Raw genomic sequence first — 18,807 nt, forward strand, 5'->3', positions numbered from 1 at the left:
GCGGAGGCGTTATCCGGCAATCTGTTTGTTTACGGCGGCAATAACACTGGAGACTTTTTGTTCCAGTTCTACAATCTTCTGCTTGTTAACGGCGATCTGCTTGTAGCCGGATACAAGGGAGGATAGGGACTGCAACGCCAGCGGGGCATTCTTCTTACGGATGGCAGCCTTGAAATCGCTGAAGTCGGCGGACAGCCGCTTGTTCAGTGCGGAGGCGGCACTCTTCTGTGTCTTGATCGAGGACTGCGGGCTGTCAATACCGGACAGCGTCTTGCGGGCGGATGCCATCTTGTCCGTACGCTTCTGCTTCACTTGTTTCAGCTGCGCTTCCTTCTCGCGGATATCCTGCCGGGCGGCCTGCACAAGCAGCTTCATGGCATCCGCCTGGGTGCGGAGTGCGGCGTTCAGCGCCTTGTCCTTCAGCCCCTTGAGCAGCGCGATCTGCTTATTCAAGGCGCTGTATTGGTCGAACAAGGGCTGGTATCGCTTCTTGGCTGTCTCTACGGTTGCGGTCGCCCGGCTGACAGCGGCCTGGTCCAGCTCCTTGATCTTGGCCCGCAAGGCGATAAGCGCCTGCGCGTTGCCGTCATGCAGGCGCCGGATCTCCTCCTCGCGCTTGTCGTACTGGGCCTCGAGCCCGGTCAGCTCTTGATACAGGCTCAGCAGCCTGGCTCTTGCTGCGCTGTCGGCCTGCGCCGCCGTCAAATCAAAGGCAGCCTGTATTGAGGGCGTCAGAGCTGTTCCCGAGGCGGCTGCCTTTCCTGCGCTGCCCCCCGTAGCAACCAATAGGACCAGCAGTGCCAGCATAGCTTGCTTAAGCTTAATCATTGCACTCCTCCTTTATAGTTGTCCCGCTTCCGGCATAACAAAAAAAAAGCACCCGCAGCAAAGGCTCTTCAGCCTTCGTTACGGGTGCTTCCGCCGTATTACAGGAACTATTCCTCCAAACTATAAAATAACCGGCAACGGCAGTCAATATTTGCATTTTTAAAATTAACTTTTTTAATGGTAATCCTCGTTTCTTCCTAAGTTTACTTATCGTATACTGGGATAAGTACAACTGAGAGTCAGTAACGCAGCGGCTCGAGACGAGGAGGCTTTGTTTAATGGATAACCTGGCAGTCAACGGCATGATTCTGGAGTACGCTTTCAGGATGTCTCCGCTCGGCATTGCCGTGCTGGAAGCCCGGGAACAGCGGTGGGTCAAGGTCAATCCCGCCTTTTGCGATATTCTCGGCTGCACGGAAGCCCAGTTTCTTGCCGGGGGATTATTGTCGCAACTTTGGCGGACAACGCATGGGAAGGACCCGGGGAAGGCGTGGGAGGCGGTCTATCATGAGCTTGCCGCATCCCCGCAGGCCAGCCTTACCCAAGAGTATAAATTTATCACTCATTCGGGCCGCCCGATCTGGCTGTCGCTTACGTTCGCGCACACCGGGGGAGGAACGGATTCTCCGCATATCATTATATATGCCCAAGATATAACAGACCGCAAGATTGCCGATCAACTGACCGTGGACAGCCGCGATTTATACGATCTCTTTATTAAGAACGAGCAGACAATGATCTCTTTTACCAATCCCGACGGAATCCTTACCTTCATCTCTCCTTCTTCGCTGGCACTTGTCGGCTATACACCGGAGGAGATGATCGGTAGGAACCGGCTGGAGTTTTACCATGCGGATGATATCAAGGAGATGCAGGGGGCGGAAGGTCTGCTGACAAGCAACACCTTTGTCCGGCGCCTGCGTCATAAAGACGGTCATTACCTGTGGTTTGAGACTTCTTTTCATATTCTCCGCGACGAGAACAATGAGGTTACACGGATCATGGGCGTCGGCCGCAATATCACGGACCGCAAGAAGAACGAGGAAGCGCTGGCCGCTGCCCAGAAAATCGCAAGGATCGGCTCCTGGATCTGGGAGCTCAGCAAGGATACACTGGCCTTCTCCGAGGAGGTGCGCCGGATTCTGGAGAACGCAGTGGACGCCGGGGACGTCGATTATCTGACCTTCGTCCGCCTGGTGCACCCGGAAGATGTGCCGCTGGTGCAGCGGGCTGTTGATCGGGCCAAGAATGAGGGGCAATCCGGAGAGGCTGAGTACCGGCTTATTCTGCCGGGCGGGCAGAAGCTGACTGTGCACAGCCAGTGGGATGTCATTACGGGTCCTTCCGGAGTTCCGCTCCGGCTGGTCGGCATGATGCAGGATATTACCGAGCGGCGGCGGATGGAAGAGAAGCTGCGCGAGAGCGAGCGCAATTACCGGCTCATGTCGGAGAACTCGCTGGATCTGATCTCGCGGCATGCGATTGAGAACAGCATTTTCCTGTACTGTTCTCCGGCGAGCCGCTCGCTGCTGGGCTACGAGCCGGAGGAAATGGTCGGGACAAGCGCCTATGACTACCTCCATCCGGATGATTTGCAGCAAATGCGGGAGACCATGAAACGCAGCGAGCAGGAGCGCTTTATTCCTCCGATTGCTTACCGCTACCGCCGTAAGGACGGGACATATATCTGGTTCGAGACGAAGAGCCGGTATATTTTTGACGAGCAGGGAAAGATTGTTGAGATTATCGCCGTCGGCCGGGATATCTCCGAACGCAAAAGAATCGAATCGAAGCTGCAGGAGAGCCAGCAGCGGTACAAGTCCTTATTCGAATACAACCCCTCAGCCGTTTATTCCATGAATCTGGAGGGCGATTATATCACCTTCAACTCCAATCTGGAAAAGCTGACCGGTTACTCCAAGGAGGAGCTGACCGGCCATTATTACGGACCGCTTGTGCACAAGAAGGACAGGGACAGGACACGGTATCATTTCGAGCAGGCCGGCAAGGGGGAGCCGCAGAGCTATGATCTGACCCTGATCCATAAAGATGGCCATCCGGTGGAGATCAATACCGTAAATATCCCGATTATTGTGGACAAGCAGGTGGTGGGGGTATACGGGATCTCCCGCGATATTACGGAGCGTATCCGGTATACAGAGCAGATTGAGAAGCTGAGCAACGACTATACTCTGATTCTGAATGCCGTGTCCGAAGGGATATTCGGGGTAGATACCGAGGGGCGGGTGCAATTCATTAATCCGGCAGGCGCCCAGATGCTTGGGTTTCCGTATGATGAAATTATGGGCCATCCGTATCTGGAGCATTTCCATCAGACTGCACTGGACGGCACCCATTACCGTCCGGAGGAATCGCCGCTGCTGCGGGCTGTACGCTCCGGGGAATCGCTGAAGAGCAAGGATGCGGTGCTGTGGCGCAAGGACGGTTCAAGCTTTCTGGCCGAATATCAGGTTACTCCGCTGTTTGACAAGGGTGAGCGGGTCGGCGCGGTCATCGTCTTCCGCGATGTTACCAATGAGCAGGAGATTATCCGTGCGAAGGAGCTGGCGGAGCAGGCCGACCAGGCCAAATCGGAATTTCTGGCGATCATGAGCCATGAGCTGCGGACGCCGATGAACGGCATCATGGGGATGACCGACCTGCTGGCGGAGACCGAGCTGAACGAGGAGCAGCGGAGTTACACGGAAATCATCAGCCAGAGCAGCGCCTCCCTGCTGTACATTCTCAATGAGATCCTCGATTTCAGTAAAATCGAAGCCGGAAAAATGACGCTGGTCCATGAGCTGGTCAGCGTGGAAGAGGTGCTGGACAGTGTGAGCGAGCTTTTCCTGCCGCGTGCGGGCGAAAAGAATATCACGCTAACCCGGCAGATAGCTTCGGATGTTCCGGAATTGATTCTGGGTGACAGCTCACGTCTGCGGCAGGTACTGGTCAATCTGGTCAGCAACGCCGTCAAATTTACCGAGCAGGGGCAGATTGTCATTGATGTGGAGACCCGGTATTGTCCCAATGCGCACAAGCTGACACTGAAATTCAATGTGCGCGATACCGGGATTGGCATCCCGCCGGAGAAGCAGCCGCTGCTGTTCCAGTCCTTCTCCCAGCTGCATCCCGCCATTAACCGCAAGTACGGCGGAACCGGACTGGGCCTGGCCATCTGTAAACGCTTAGTTGAGCTGATGGGCGGCGCCATCGGCGTCGAGAGCAAAGAGGGCGAAGGCTCGAACTTCTATTTCACCCTGCCGATGGATATCGACACGGAGCCGGCGGAAGAGCACATAGAGTATCCGGGCGTTACAGAAGCACAGCCTGAGGAGCGCCCGGCCGGCTATCACGACCGGACGGGCGGGGGATTGCTGCTGCCGGACGGTACAGAAACGCCAAAAGGCTATTATGGACCGCTGCGGATTCTGGTTGCGGAGGATCATCCGGTGAATCAGAAGCTGCTGCTGGCTGTCCTGGAGAAGAGAGGATATGCCGCAGATCTGGCGGAGAACGGCGCCCAGGCGCTTGAAGCGGCGGTGCAGCACCGGTATGACCTTATATTCATGGATGTGCAGATGCCGGTTATGAGCGGACTGACGGCGGCCGCCAGGATTAATGAGCGGCTGCCGGAAGCGGACCGGCCGTATATTGTGGCCGTGACCGCTTATGCCAGAAACGAGGACCGCGAGCGGTGTAAAGCGGTGGGCATGGCGGATTTCATCAGCAAGCCGATCCTTTCTGCGGAGATTGAACGGGTTCTGCAGGCCTGCCGTGAAAAGATATCTCTATGAGCGGAGTCAAAGGGCCATTGCAGCGGCGCGTTCTGAGTGCCGAGGCGTATACGCAGTGGGAGCCGGAGGTTGAATCTCCCGGCTCCGCCTGCGGTCCGGCAACCATGGCTGCGCTGATGGAGTACTGGCATACGCGCAAAGGCCGGACCTTTATACCCGGAGCCGGGCATTTTGCCTCCAAGGCCGCGCATATCAATTATATTTACCGCTATCACGGCGGTGCTCCGTGGGGGATGAGTGCGCGCGGCTTTGCCAGAGGAGCCAAGGCGTATATACGCAGCGCCGCTGCAGGCAGAGTCGATATGCGGCGGCTTGTATCGGTCGCGCTGTTCAATGATGTGGACCGGTACAAAGCGGAGATCGACTGTGCCCGGCCGGTGGCGCTCAAATTCGACAAATGGTCCGCCTTCCGCTGGAGGGGCGATTATGTCTTTGATTACCACTGGGTGCTGGGCGTCGGTTATGAAGAGACTGCCCAGGGTACGGTATTTGTCGTTCATGACAACGGAGCGCGCCGGCGCGGAGGCGGCTTCGTTCCCGGACAGGAGCGGCGGACCCTATATACGCCGAACCGGGAGATAATCACCATGGTCAGTCTGGATATCGGAGCGCCCTCCAGGCCCTGACAAGCTTTGGCCTGCGGCTTCTGTTGTACTCTGTGCAGCAGAAGCCGTTTTTTTAAATAGAATTAAGCTGATACTGATTGCCATAGATCGTGTATATGTATACAGGGGTAGCTTGAACCGGGCATGATGCCATAATAATGCCATATAAATTCAATACAAACGTTTGCACAAGCTGCCCGGGAAGGCTATAATTTCTAATATCATAGGGTAAAGGAGACGGATGGCCTTGTCAGTACAGAAGGAAATGAACGAGCCGGTTCATTACGGCGATCCCGCGGCAACCGGCGGAGTTTCCGTATTCGACCAAGCGTTTGATGAACTGTTCAGTTATGAAGGGGACGATCTGGGGGTAACCTATTCGCCGTCCGGTTCCGCTTTTTGTTTATGGGCGCCTACCGCACAAGAGGCGGAGGTGGTGCTTTACAATACTTGGGATGAGGCGGAAGGACAGCATCTCCCGCTGACCCGCGATGTGCGGGGAGTCTGGAGATTGACGGTTAGCGGCGATCTGGAAGGCAAGCTCTACACCTACCGCGTACGCATCGGAGAGCAGTGGAACGAAGCGGCCGATCCATATGCGCGGGCCGTCGCCGTCAACGGCGACAGAGGCTGTATTCTCGATCTGCGCAAGACCGATCCGCAGCGCTGGACGGACGACAAGCCGCCGCTGGCCGACCCGGTGGATGCGGTGATCTATGAGCTGCATCTGCGCGACTTATCGCTGCATCCGGCCAGCGGGATTTCCCAGAAGGGACAATACCTGGGGCTTGCCGAGGACGGGACGTGCGGACCGGGCGGCATTAAGACGGGACTGGATCACATTGTTGACCTGGGCGTGACCCATGTACAGCTGCTGCCTGTCTATGATTACGCTACCGAAAGCGTTGACGAGACCCGGCTGGATGAACCGCAATATAACTGGGGTTACGATCCCAAGAATTACAATGTGCCGGAAGGCTCATATGCCTCCGACCCGTATGCTCCCGAAGCGCGTATCCGCGAATTGAAGACACTGATCCAGGCGCTCCATGACCGCGGTCTGCGTGTCATTATGGATGTGGTATATAACCATTTCTATGACGGCTACCGGGTCAATTTCGCCAAGCTTGTGCCCGGCTATTATGTGCGTTATCTTCCGGACGGCCGTCTCTCGAACGGCTCGGGCTGCGGCAACGACGCCGCCACCGAGCGGAAGATGCTGTCGCGCTTTATTGTCGAATCGGTCGTCTACTGGGCGAAGGAATATCATTTCGACGGCTTCCGCTTCGACCTTATGGGCTTGATGGACGTTGAGACGATGCAGGAGGTCCGCCGCCGGCTGGATGAGATCGATCCGAGTCTCATTACGATCGGCGAGGGCTGGGTGATGGAGACCGAGCTTGCGGAGGACCGCCGGGCCAACCAGAACAACGCGCAGGTCTTGCCTCGCATCGGACATTTCAACGACAGCTTCCGCGATGCGGTGAAGGGGAATATCTTCCGCTTCAATGAGCCGGGATTCGTCAGCGGCAAGGGCGGCCTGGACCGTATTGTCAAAGCGGGCATTACCGCCACCCAGTTCGCGCAGGAGCCGCAGCAGAGCGTAAATTATATGGAATGCCACGACAACCATACGCTGTGGGATAAGATTTCCATGTCCACGCCGGGCGCAACTGACGCGCAGCGCCGGGCCATGCACCGTCTGGCATCTGCCATGGTGCTGACCAGCCAGGGCATTCCGTTCATCCATGCCGGCCAGGAGTTTATGCGGACCAAAGGCGGCATCGACAACAGCTACAAATCGCCGATTGAGGTCAATTGGCTGGATTGGGAGCGCTGTGCCGGGCATGCCGAGGATGTAGCTTATATGAAGTCGCTGATCGCGCTGCGCTGCGCCCATCCGGCGTTCCGTCTGCGCAGCGGCAAGGATATCAAGAGCTCGCTTGTGTTTGAGCAGGCTCCTGCCGGAGCCATCGCTTATACGCTGCGCAACCATGCCGGCGGCGACACCGCGCAGCATCTTTACGTCCTGTATAACGCAAATCCGGACGGCACCGAGCTGACACTGCCTGCACTTGGAGACTGGCAGTGTATCTTCGGGGGAGAGCTGGAACCGGAAATTTCCGGAGGCAAGTTGAAGATAAGCGGTATTGGTATGGTTGTATTGGCTGTCTTAGCCTAAACCATCCAGAGAGTCGGAAATCCAATTTAGGCCAACCAGAATGTTCTGGTTGGCCTTTTTGCTGCCGGGCAGCTTGCTGAACGATACCCCTGTGACGGGAAAGAATATTTTGGATAAAACTATATTGGTCTATTTACAATAGTGTGTGACGTACAGTATTATGAGAGCAGGAGTTGATGATATGGCAGACGTACAAGAAACGATCCAAGGGATATTAAGCGAGCTGAGACGGGGAACGATCATCATCGGCGTATTAAGCCAGCTGGCGGAGGCGCAGTACGGGTATTCGCTGGTAACGGTGCTGGAGGAGAAGGGGATCGCCGTCGATCCCGGAACGCTCTATCCGCTGCTCCGCCGGCTGGAGAAGCAGGAGCTGCTGAGCAGCAGCTGGGATACGAATGAGGCACGGCCGCGCAAGTATTATCAGCTGACCTCTTTTGGCTGTGAGGTATATGAAGGGCTGTGCCGGGAGTGGCGTGCGCTGACGGCAAGCATGAAGCACATTATCGGCGATGAAGGGGGATAATAATCATGGAGATGATTGACCGTTATATTTATGCCGTAATTCAGCGGCTGCCGGAGGGGCAGAGAGAGGATATCCGCAAGGAGCTGCGGGGTTTGATCGAAGATATGCTGGAGGAACGTCTGGAAAGCGGGCAGCCTTCGGCCGGCGACGTAGAGCAGGTACTGCTGCAGCTCGGTTCTCCTGCCCGTATGGCGGCTAAATACCGGGGGCGGGAGCGCTATCTGATCGGACCGGCGTATTTCGATTCCTACCTGTCCACGCTGAAAGTGGTAATCGCAGCGACACTGCTGGCCATGACGGTGGTGTTCGCCATCGAAATTGTAGTAGATAAGGAGCCGGTCGTAGATCAATTTGCGCAGTACCTGGTCTCGCTGTTTACTACGGCGGGTCAGGCGTTCTTCTGGGTGACGGCGGGATTCGCCCTCTATGAATATAGTGTGCACAGCAAGGAGGGAAGCCCGGCTGCAGCGCAGCCGGAATGGAGTCCGCGCGATTTGCCCCCGGTTCCTTCGCAGCGTGAGCGTATCAAGCTGTCGGAGCCGGTGGCGGGCATTTTCTTTACGATCATCTTCACGGTGGTGTTCCTGTTCGGATCAGAGCTGATCGGAGTATACCTGCGGCATGGCGAGGATTCGCCTCTGCAGCTGGTCTCCTTCATTAGTCCCGGAGCGCTCGACAGATTCCTGCCGTTCATCGCCATTCTGGGGGCGCTGGGTGTGCTGAAAGAGATCTGGAAGATCATTGTCCGCAGACGGACGGCCGGATTATTCGCCTATCATGTGATCTATAGCCTTCTGGGTCTGGGGTTTGCGGCCATTATGCTGCAGACGCCCGGCTTCTGGAATCCCGACTTTCTGATTCAGGTGCAGAGCACCGGGCTTGTAACCAGCGGCGAAGCGCTGGAGACTATAGGTACGATCTGGGACACGGTAACGGATAATCTGATTTACTTTATACTTATCATCACACTGGCCGATATCGCGGCGGAAGGCTATAAATGGTGGAACATCAGGAAACAACGGTAATTATACAGACCATAGAATTGAAAAAGATAGCCCTGGGACAGGGGAGCGCCGGCAGGCAGCACCTGATCGCAGGGCTTTTTAACTGGAGTTGGGCTTTGAAATAAATAGCTGGCCTAATTTTCCTGTAACTACTTCACCTGTCGTAGTAATTATGCTACAATGCAGTTACTACGACAGATGAAGTAATTTTGTGGTAGTACAGTTGCTTTGAGGAGGAGTTCCGTATTGATCAGCAGTGATGTCATACGCGGCTACAATGACACGATGATTCTCTCCCTGCTCCTGGACGGCGAATCCTACGGATATGAGATCTCGAAGAGAATCCGGACGCTGTCGGAGGAGAAGTACATCATGAAGGAGACCACATTGTATTCAGCGTTTACCCGGCTGGAGAAGAACGGCTTTATTGATTCTTTTTTCATGGACGAGACGTTCGGAAAGAGACGCACCTACTACCGCATCACTCCGCTGGGCCGGGCCTATTACCGGGAGAAATGCGAGGAGTGGACATTGACGCAGGAAGTTGTCAGCAAATTTATAAGGGAGCTGTGATGCAGATGGATACCATTATGAGCTATCTGAATAATATGTTCGCCGCGTTGCCGAGGACCGAGCAGACGTTCAAGCTGAAGCAGGATCTGCTGGCCGGCATGGAGGAGAAATATTACGAACTGAAGCAGGAAGGCAAAAGCGAAAATGAGGCGGTCGGCATCGTCATCTCCGAATTCGGCAACATTGAAGAACTGGCTGCTGAGCTGGGTATTGCTCCTGATCCGGCAGGTGAAGCAGAACTGTTCCGGCTGCTCTCTGAGGAAGAAGCCACAGAATATATGTCTGTCAAAAAAAGAACAGGCTTCTTGACCGGCATCGGCGTAGCCCTCTGCCTGACCGGCGTGTCGCTGATGCTTCTGTTCAATACACTGGTGGAAGAGGGAAGGTTCGGTTCCTTCGCTTCCGAGGATGCGGGCGATATGCTGGGGCTGGTTGCCATGTTCCTGCTGCTGGTGCCTGCGGTGGGCCTGTTCATCTACAGCGGGATGAAACAGGAGAAATACAGCTATCTGCAAGGCGGCTTTGAGCTGCCGTACCACATGAAGCGGGAAGTCGAGCGGAGACAGGCCGCCTTTGCACCGACATATACGTTGTCGCTGATCTTGGGCGTATGTCTATGTATCCTGTCCGTTATTCCGGTGTTTGCAGCCTCGGCGTTTGGCGACAGTGCGACTTCTTACGCTGTGATCGCCCTGCTGGAGATTATCGCTATGGCCGTGTTCCTGTTCGTCTACTACGGCAACATTAGGGAGAGCCACACCGTCCTGCTGAAGAAGCCGAAGGCCGCCAAGGCACAGAAGGAGGAAGAACGGGTCATCGGGGCGGCGGCTGCGGTGGTCTGGCCGCTGGCAACCTGCATTTTTCTGGTCAGCGGGTTTGTGTTTGGCTCATGGCATATCAATTGGGTCATCTTCCCCGTCACCGGGATTCTGTTCGGGATGTTCTGCGCTTTCTATAATATTGTCAAAGGGAAAGAATCCTCATAATAGCGTACGTTTTCTGCGTCAAAAGGTGACATAGCTCACGTCCGGCCCGGGGTATAGATGGTAATATGAAGGCATTTATTCCCCAATTCCGTGTTTGTAAAGGGCCCGTCCGGGACGTTGTCCGCGTTCTGCGGCAGCCGATTGCTTCGCTGCTTCACAGTAGCGCATCGGCAGCCGGTGCTGCTTGCCCGGAGGTGTTGTGGGGAAGAATACCGCCTTCCGGGGTTCCCGGCGGCCAATCAGAGAGACTCGGAGGATGACAGGAATGGGTAAAGCAACCGGATTTTTGGAATATCAGCGGCAGACTCCTGCGGAGTGCGAGCCGCTGCAGCGGATTAAGAACTGGGATGAGTTTGCGGTGCCGCTGGATGAGGAGAAGCTGAAGGAGCAGGGCGCGCGATGCATGGACTGCGGGACTCCGTTCTGCCATGTGGGGCGTATGCTCTCGGGGATGGCTTCCGGCTGTCCGCTGCATAATTTGATTCCCGAATGGAACGACATGGTATATAAGGGCAACTGGGAGGTTGCCTTGAAGCGTCTGCATAAGACGAATAATTTCCCTGAATTTACAGGACGCGTCTGTCCTTCGCCTTGTGAAGGCGCCTGTACGGTTGGGCTGCACGGCAAACCGGTCACGATCAAGTCGATTGAGAAGGCGATCGTCGACCGCGGCTTTGCTGAAGGCTGGATTGTGCCCGAGCCGCCGCAGCACCGCACCGGCAAGAAGGTAGCCGTTGTAGGGTCCGGCCCGGCCGGTCTCGCCTGCGCGGCACAGCTGAATAAGGCGGGGCACAGCGTTACCGTCTACGAACGGGCCGACCGGATCGGCGGGCTGCTGACCTACGGCATCCCGAACATGAAGCTCGACAAGAGTAAAGTGCAGCGGCGGGTGGATTTGCTGGCTGCCGAAGGCGTTACCTTCGTTACGCGTACCGAGATCGGCAAGGACATCCCGGCTGCTCAGCTTCAGGAAGAGCATGATGCGGTGGTGCTCTGCGGTGGTTCGACCAAGGCGCGCGACCTGCCGGCCGAAGGCCGTGAGCTGCGGGGGATTTATCAGGCGATGGAATTCCTCACGCTGAATACGAAGAGCCTGCTTGATTCGGAGCTGGCAGACGGCGAGTACATCTCTGCGGCGGGTAAGGATGTGGTTGTCATCGGCGGCGGCGATACCGGCACCGACTGTGTGGCCACTTCGATCCGCCACGGCTGCAAGAGCGTGATCCAACTGGAGATTATGCCCCAGGCTCCGCTCAGCCGTCAGGCCGGCAACCCTTGGCCAGAATATCCGAAGGTGCTAAAGGTGGACTACGGCCAGCAGGAGGCGGAAGCCCTCTATCAGGAGGACCCGCGCCGTTATCTGGTCTCCACCAAGCGGTTCGTCGGCGACGACGGCGGACATGTGCAGGAGCTGCACACAGTCCGCATCGAATGGGTACGCAATGCCGAAGGCCGGATGGTAATGCAGGAGGTGCCGGGCAGCGAGGAAGTCATTCCGGCTCAGCTCGTATTGCTGGCGCTCGGCTTCACCGGACCGGAAGAAACGCTGCCGGATCAGCTGGGCCTGGAGCGCGACGAGCGCTCGAACGTCAAGGCGGAGCTTGGAGCCATGGCAACGAACGTGGAAGGTGTCTTCGCCGCCGGCGATATGCGCCGCGGCCAGAGCCTGGTCGTCTGGGCGATCCACGAGGGCCGCGAGACAGCGCGCGAGGTGGACCGGTATTTGATGGGCTCGTCGAATTTGCCTTGATAATCAATATAGCATGTGGCGGGCGCCCTCCGGGGCGTCCGCTTTGCGTTAGGGGTGCGGGAAGCTCTATGATAGGAGTATATGTACATATTAGAAACCGGAAGGGGCAGGTTACATGAAATTGATGTTTATTTCCGACATCCACGGCTCGCTGCACTGGCTGGAGAAGGCGTTGGAGAAGGCGGAGCAGGAGCAGCCGCATACGCTGGTCATTCTGGGAGACTTCCTCTACCACGGCCCGCGGAATCCGCTGCCGGACGGCTATGACCCGCAAGGAGTAGCGGCCAGACTCAATGCCTACGGCAAATCGCTGGTGGCCGTCAGAGGCAACTGCGACGCTGAGGTGGACCAGATGCTGCTGCAATTTCCGATGATGGGCGACTACGTGCTGATTCTCCATGAGGGCCGCAAAATCTACGCTACCCACGGCCACGGCTTCAGCATCGACAACCTGCCTGCGCTTTCCGCCGGGGACATCTTCATTCAGGGGCATACCCACCTGCCGGTGGCTGACGTTAAAGAAGGCGTCTTTTTGCTGAACCCCGGCTCGATTTCCCTGCCTAAGGAGAACAACCCGAACTCCTACGCCACTCTGGAGAATGGCGTGTTTACGATCAAGGATTTTGCGGGGAATACGGTGAAGCAGATCTCGCTGTAGGAGTAAGAGGTGCGGCACTTCCTGACCCGGGCGGCATATCCTTAAAGTAATCTAGCTATGTTCGCCCGGATCGTTTCTGTTTAAATAGAGTTTTGAGGTTTTGAGTTTCGAGTGAGGTAAGGTGAGTTGAACGAGTTGGGTTGAGATGAGTTGATTTTTTCTTATGCCTGCGACAACGTAGCGGACAACCGTCAGGCAGTGGAGTTGCTTTCGCAGGTACATTCTTTAAAGCCTTGGGCGCTGCCGACTCTGTTGTATTATTCACATGACCTTGGTCAGGGAGCGGAGATGAGTGATCTACACACCCACTTAACACAATAAAACTGCTGTATGGCAACATCGATCCTCTTCAAGCTTCATCCTCTATTGTTTCTATATGAGCACTAACGGGCTTGACGTTTGTAGGTATACTGGTTTAACAAATCGTCAAGGATGACAGACTGTTCAATCACCTTGGGATGGGTCAGATGGCCGTACCGCTGCTGGGTCTGATACAGCTTTCTCCGGGCCTTTTCTACTCTCATCCGCAGATTGTCTTGGTAATTTGGCATGGTATTCCCTCCTTATGTAGTAGATTAGTATAATATGTCAAAAGTAGGAGGGCACGACAATGTGCCGGGAAAAGAAAAAGAGCGGCGCGGGAGGCGCGGCTCTATAAGTTTAATTATGTATGCTCATGCTCCTCCGCCGTGAGTCATTAATTGAACTGCTGCCAATATACTCTCAACACTGACTCCAACTAAAAGACTTGTTATAAGTAAAGTGGCACTAGTATTTACTAGCCAAGAAGTTACCTTCTTCATTAATTTTTTGCACCTCGCTTATTGAGTTTGTATACTTCTTAACATACTCTGGCAATGCTGCATATCTGTATTTTTCAAATAACCCGACGCATTTTAGGATATTTGTTTCACTACATATTTTAACAGAAGACTCCAAGCTTTCTAATAAATATTTGAATGCTAGGTCAAATTTTTCTTGGTTAAAATGATATACTGCTAACTCTTTAAAAAACCTAATGCGTCTCTCCTGGGTGACTTGTTGTCCCTTATACTTACCTAATCGGCTAACCTGTTCACCGTATGATAAATGTCTGCTGAATTTTTCAAGTATGTCATCCACATTAAAGTAATATCGATTGGCAGCCTGTATAATTCTGTATAACGCATGTGATATTTCATTTTTTCTTGTTTCCACGTAACCGATATACTCTGGAATGACCTCTTGATCTCCTGCCATTAATCTATATAAGTACATATTGGCTACAGACCATTCCTTAAACTGTTCCATAACTACTATTTCATCATCACTGTATGGAGTTTTTACCCAACTCATATCAGCATATAATGAAGCAAAATACATCGCCCTATCAAATTTTCCGGTTTCATCTGCTATGAGTGATTGCATTAAGAAAGCATATAATATATAGAAAATTAAAGTTCTTGACGGTTGTTTCTGCGCAGTATCTTTTTTATTATAATATTGATACTGAATTGTTGCTTTTTGCCTCATAAGCTCCGCTAGACATTCCGCTTTATTCCATTGATGAAGTGAAGCGTATACATCTACTAATTGCTTAATCGCATCCAATTGATCAGCTTCATCGAGTCGTTCCACATAAGGCTGAAATTGATTGGCTGCATGTAAATTAGTTTCCTGATTATCCCCTAGCGCAATATGAAATAAACGATAGTGGCACAAGGCCAGACGTTCAGAATGCTGAAACCGTTCTCCTTCGGCCACACTTTTATAAATGATTTCTGCAGCGGTATATTTCTGCTGTGTGAATAATTCCTCGGCTGTATCAAACAACATTGGCAAGTAGAACAAATTGTCCAGAATATTGCTGACTACCCGATGAATTGCCTCCAATTTATTTAATTCCGCACATCGCAGCAGGAGAGGCCCAATTCGGCGCCAATCTGCTGCACCATTAATGATATAACATTCTATGTACAGATCATAAAAATAACCATCGTTCATCCCCATAGCTTGCGTAATCTTGTCTAGCTGCTGCATGGCAATAGGGCGATTTCCGTTAATAATGTTGCTTAGGGTTCCGGAATGCATTCCAGAGCGTTCAGCAAATTTGGATATAGTTAAATTCTCTCGTTCTATGTAATCTTCTATTTCGGTTAATATCGTGGCTCCAGGGTTCAAAACAAGACCTCCTCTCCAAACAATACTTAAATTATCAGAAAGATTATATTTATTCCAGTATTATACAAAATGAACCATTGGTCAATATTTACACATGAATGAATTGTGAATTTATTTTTATTTAGACGAAATTATTTATAAATAAATTAAAAAGACCACTATATAGGAAGTGGTCTATGCTAGTTTGCATTTGGTTGTCATTCGATTATTTTATACCCCAATACCAGAAATCGTATGAAAGAAAATTGTCGGTAAAGAATTTTTCTTTCTGCTCGGGAGAAGCGAGAGTCCTGTACCTTTCAAATAGTCCGACACAGCGCATCATATTATCGTTGCTCTGGGTTCGCCTGGAGGATTCAAAGCTCTGTGATAAGTAATCGAATCCCTGATCGTAACGTTCCATTCGTAAATGGTAAACTGCTAATTCAGCTAAAAAACGTGTATACCTGTCCTCGGTTATTTGTCGTGTGAAATTTCCTAGACGACTGCGCTGCTCTCTATAAGACAAGTGGCTTATGAAACAAGTGAGAACTTTATCGACATTGATGTTAAATCTATTAGCCGCTTGCATAATCTTAAATAAGGCTGGAAAAATCTCATTTTCGCGCTCCTTCAAGTAGCTAACCAGAGCTGGAAGGCTATCTGCTTGTCCAGACATTAAATGATATAAATACTTATTGATGGTCGCCCATTCGTTAAACTGTTCTATAACTAGAAGTTCGGTTGCACTTAAAGGAACCTTTACCCAAATGATATCCGAGTATAGTGAGGCGTAATAAAGTGCTTTTTCATAATCTCCACGTTCATCATAAACTCCAGATCTGGACAAAAAAGAGTAGAGAATATAGTAAATATAAGGACGAGTAGGTTTCTGTGGTGACACGGTTTTATCATTGGGATATTGATATTGCAGAGTAGCTTTACGCTCCATAGTTTCCGCCCATTCCTCAACCTTATCCCAGCGATGCAGTGATGCGTAAACATCCGCCAACTGCTTAATCGCATCGAGTTGATCGGCCTCATCCAGCCGTTCCACATAAGGCTCAAATTGATTAGCCGCTTGGAGGTTGGAGTCCTGCTTCTCACCAAGCTGCATATGGAATAGCCGATATTGGCACAACGCTAGCCGTTCGGAATGCTGGAAACGTTCCCCTTCGGCTACGCCTTTATAGATAATGCTGGCTGCTGAGTAGAGTCCTTGATCGAATAAACTCTCAGCTGCGTCGAATAGCATTGGCAAATAAGTAAGGTTGTCCAAAATGTTGTTAACCACTCGCCTTATTGCCTCAAGGTCACCCAGTTCGGCACATTGCTGCAGCAGGGGACCTGTGCGGCGCCAATCCGCAGACCCGTTGATAATGTAATCGGTAATATATTGGTCATAATAGTGCCCTTTCTTGAGCCCCATACCCTCAGTCATCTGATCCAGTTGCTTCATGGAAATCGGCCGCTGGCCATTGATGATGTTGCTGAGTGTGCCGGAGTGCAGGCCGGACAGCTCGGCAAATTTAGATATGGTTAGATGTTCTCTCCTGAGATAGCTTTCAAGCTCAGCTACAATCGTAGTCCCATGGTTCAAGAGAAGACCTTCTTTCTGATTCGGGTATTTAACAGAAGTAATTACGATGACTTTACACCCCAATACCAGGAATCGTAGGACAGAAAGTTATCGGCGAAAAATTGTTGTTTCTGCCCGGAGGAAGCGAGAGAACGATACCGTTCAAATAAGGCAATACAGCGCATCATGTTATCATTGCTTTGTGTCCGCACGGAGGATTCAAAGCTTTCCTGTAAGTAACAGAATCCCGTATCGAAGCGTTCTCTGCGTAAATGGTAAAGGGCCAATTCGGCTAAGAAGCGGGTGTTCTTATCATCAATCAACTGTGAATTAAAGCCTCCTATCCGGCTCTGCGGATTGTGGTAATAGAGCCGGTCTTTGAAACGTTCAAGCAGTCCATCAATATTCAGATCAAAACGATTAGCCGCTTGCGTGATATAGAACAGCGCAGGAGCGATCTCATTCTCTAAGTTCTCCACGAATTCTATATAAGCCGGAATAATTTCAACTTCTCCGGATAACATACGGAACAGATAATCATTGGCTATACTCCATTCCTTGAATTGCTCCATCACAATAATCTCTGTATCGCTGTACGGAGTTCTGATCCAACTGAAATCCGCAGTAAGTGTATTATAATATTGTGCCTGTACAAAATCACCGCGTTCTTCCCATACCTGCCCCCGCATTAAATACGAGTAAAGAATATAGTATATTACCTCCCGGATGGGACGTTTATGTGAAGACTTTTGGGAAATATACAGATACTGAGCTTTTCCTTTTCGCTCCAGCTGCTCCGCCCAATATTCCATTCGGTCCCACTGGTGCAGCGAGCCGTACACGTCGATGATCAGCTTAATGGCATCCAATTGATCCACTTCATCCAGCCGCTCAATATACGGGTCGAACTGATTGGCGGCATGAAGGTTAGACTGATGATTATCGCTTAACGCAATCGTGAACAGTCTATACCGGCACAACGCCAGACGTTCGGAATGCTGCAGGCGCTCCCCTTCGGCCACGCATTCATAAATGACCGCTGCGGCTGCTTTATAGCCTTCAGCGAATAATTCTTCCGCTGCTTCAAACAGCAGGGTGGCATACGCCAGATTCTCCATACTATGATTTACGACTTGGCGGATCAGCATGTGCTTCTCCAACTCCGCGCAGCGCTTTAACAGCGGTCCGATCCGGCGCCAATCTGCAGCCCGATTCATAATGTAATTCTCGACGAAGAGCTCGTAATAATAGCCCTCCGGCTGATTCATAGCCTCGGTCATCTGATCCAGCTGCTTCATGGCAATCGGACGCTGGCCATTGATAATGTTGCTGAGTGTGCCGGAATGCAGGCCGGACAGCTCGGCAAATTTGGATATAGTTAAATGTTCTCTCCGGAGATAGCTTTCAAGCTCAGCTACAATCGTAGTCCCGTGTTTCAAGGAACACCCTCCCTCCCAATGAAATAATACATAAAAATACATAATATACCTTAATTATCGCATCCCTGTCTAAAATTAGGCAGTTCTCTGTTTTGCTGTCTGACATTGAGCCTATCCCCAACTTATTGTATGACCTTGGCGGCAATGTGACACTGCCGCCAATCCGGCATAATGACGCTTAGCTGAACGACCATGGGACCGACACTTGTCGTGCATGTGGAAGGAAGCTGGCCGGGGTCTGCTGGAAGTTCAATGGCTGGAATGACTTATATGTGCCGTTTGTTATTGATGCTGCAGTAGCGCCGCATGTTCTAGAGCAATTCGTCATCGAATGTCTAGAAGCTCCGTTGGAAATGGAGACGGCTCTATTATCACCGACTGAAGGTGACCTGATGACCACTAGGTAATATTTATATTTTATTACAAATTGATATTTATGTATCAAATAGTGCGATAGCAATAAAATGGTTAATCGACTTTAAATACGGTTTACACGTCTGCAGATAATCTTCGTTTGCATCGGAGCATCAGGCTCTTGCAGCGAAATCTGCCCAATGCTCGCATTAGATTATAGGCTACTAAGCCTGCACAGTGAATCAGGTCATTCGTTGCGGATTTCTCCTCCAGGTTCAGATCGATTTAGTTCGTTTTAAACTGTTCGCTCGTCAGGTGGTCACGGTAGAGTCAAATCACTTGCCTAGGCGAACAAGTCAGTGTTGTGAAAGACCTGAGCGCCTATCA

At 52.1% G+C, this 18,807-nt stretch carries 14 protein-coding genes; 9 read left to right on the top strand and 5 right to left on the bottom strand.

Translation table 11 applies throughout. The features are described 5' to 3' along the window. Nucleotides 1-9 precede the first annotated feature (9 nt). Complete coding sequence (locus tag F1381_RS14650; protein ID WP_151735595.1) at nucleotides 10-828, bottom strand: hypothetical protein; 819 nt, start codon at nucleotides 826-828, stop codon at nucleotides 10-12. 278 nt (nucleotides 829-1,106) lie between these two features. Here F1381_RS14650 and F1381_RS14655 point away from each other — a divergent pair, with 278 nt between their 5' ends. From F1381_RS14655 to yfcE, 9 genes are all read left to right on the top strand, one after another. Further along, nucleotides 1,107-4,625 (top strand): PAS domain S-box protein, encoded by a 3,519-nt coding sequence (locus F1381_RS14655; protein WP_187355362.1) that lies wholly within the window; start codon nucleotides 1,107-1,109, stop codon nucleotides 4,623-4,625. Next, on the top strand, nucleotides 4,622-5,251 hold the full coding sequence (locus tag F1381_RS14660) for a C39 family peptidase (RefSeq protein WP_151735596.1): 630 nt from the start codon (nucleotides 4,622-4,624) through the stop codon (nucleotides 5,249-5,251). Before F1381_RS14655 ends, F1381_RS14660 begins: the two co-directional genes overlap by 4 nt. Before the next feature lie 226 nt (nucleotides 5,252-5,477). Then, nucleotides 5,478-7,412: a type I pullulanase gene (pulA, locus tag F1381_RS14665; RefSeq protein ID WP_151735597.1), complete on the top strand. Its 1,935-nt coding sequence runs from the start codon at nucleotides 5,478-5,480 to the stop codon at nucleotides 7,410-7,412. A 181-nt stretch (nucleotides 7,413-7,593) separates the two neighbouring features. Continuing rightward, complete coding sequence (locus F1381_RS14670; RefSeq protein WP_151735598.1) at nucleotides 7,594-7,938, top strand: PadR family transcriptional regulator; 345 nt, start codon at nucleotides 7,594-7,596, stop codon at nucleotides 7,936-7,938. A 5-nt stretch (nucleotides 7,939-7,943) separates the two neighbouring features. Further along, nucleotides 7,944-8,963, top strand: a complete 1,020-nt coding sequence (locus tag F1381_RS14675; RefSeq protein ID WP_151735599.1) for an HAAS signaling domain-containing protein — start codon at nucleotides 7,944-7,946, stop codon at nucleotides 8,961-8,963. A 225-nt stretch (nucleotides 8,964-9,188) separates the two neighbouring features. Beyond that, the gene (locus tag F1381_RS14680; protein ID WP_151735600.1) at nucleotides 9,189-9,515 is read left to right on the top strand and encodes a PadR family transcriptional regulator; all 327 of its coding nucleotides are present in this window, start codon (nucleotides 9,189-9,191) and stop codon (nucleotides 9,513-9,515) included. 5 nt (nucleotides 9,516-9,520) lie between these two features. Beyond that, on the top strand, nucleotides 9,521-10,501 hold the full coding sequence (locus F1381_RS14685; protein WP_151735601.1) for a permease prefix domain 1-containing protein: 981 nt from the start codon (nucleotides 9,521-9,523) through the stop codon (nucleotides 10,499-10,501). A 265-nt stretch (nucleotides 10,502-10,766) separates the two neighbouring features. Beyond that, the gene (locus tag F1381_RS14690; RefSeq protein WP_151735602.1) at nucleotides 10,767-12,251 is read left to right on the top strand and encodes a glutamate synthase subunit beta; all 1,485 of its coding nucleotides are present in this window, start codon (nucleotides 10,767-10,769) and stop codon (nucleotides 12,249-12,251) included. A gap of 115 nt (nucleotides 12,252-12,366) precedes the next feature. Further along, nucleotides 12,367-12,909 (top strand): phosphodiesterase, encoded by a 543-nt coding sequence (gene yfcE / locus F1381_RS14695; protein ID WP_151735603.1) that lies wholly within the window; start codon nucleotides 12,367-12,369, stop codon nucleotides 12,907-12,909. 383 nt (nucleotides 12,910-13,292) lie between these two features. On the opposite strand, the gene F1381_RS14700 is transcribed toward yfcE, so the two are convergent. The 4 genes from F1381_RS14700 to F1381_RS14715 all read right to left on the bottom strand — a co-directional run bounded on the left by F1381_RS14700 (nucleotide 13,293) and on the right by F1381_RS14715 (nucleotide 18,066). Then, on the bottom strand, nucleotides 13,293-13,460 hold the full coding sequence (locus F1381_RS14700; protein ID WP_150272523.1) for an aspartyl-phosphate phosphatase Spo0E family protein: 168 nt from the start codon (nucleotides 13,458-13,460) through the stop codon (nucleotides 13,293-13,295). A 217-nt stretch (nucleotides 13,461-13,677) separates the two neighbouring features. Continuing rightward, nucleotides 13,678-15,069, bottom strand: a complete 1,392-nt coding sequence (locus F1381_RS14705; protein WP_151735604.1) for a helix-turn-helix domain-containing protein — start codon at nucleotides 15,067-15,069, stop codon at nucleotides 13,678-13,680. A gap of 205 nt (nucleotides 15,070-15,274) precedes the next feature. Then, nucleotides 15,275-16,648, bottom strand: a complete 1,374-nt coding sequence (locus tag F1381_RS14710) for a helix-turn-helix domain-containing protein (protein WP_151735605.1) — start codon at nucleotides 16,646-16,648, stop codon at nucleotides 15,275-15,277. A 41-nt stretch (nucleotides 16,649-16,689) separates the two neighbouring features. Then, nucleotides 16,690-18,066 carry a helix-turn-helix domain-containing protein gene (locus F1381_RS14715; RefSeq protein WP_151735606.1) on the bottom strand — a complete coding sequence of 459 codons (1,377 nt, stop codon included), beginning with the start codon at nucleotides 18,064-18,066 and terminating at the stop codon, nucleotides 16,690-16,692. Nucleotides 18,067-18,807 lie beyond the last annotated feature (741 nt).

The sequence above is a fragment of the Paenibacillus tengchongensis genome (assembly GCF_008973665.1).
Lineage (GTDB): Bacteria > Bacillota > Bacilli > Paenibacillales > Paenibacillaceae > Paenibacillus_AQ > Paenibacillus_AQ tengchongensis.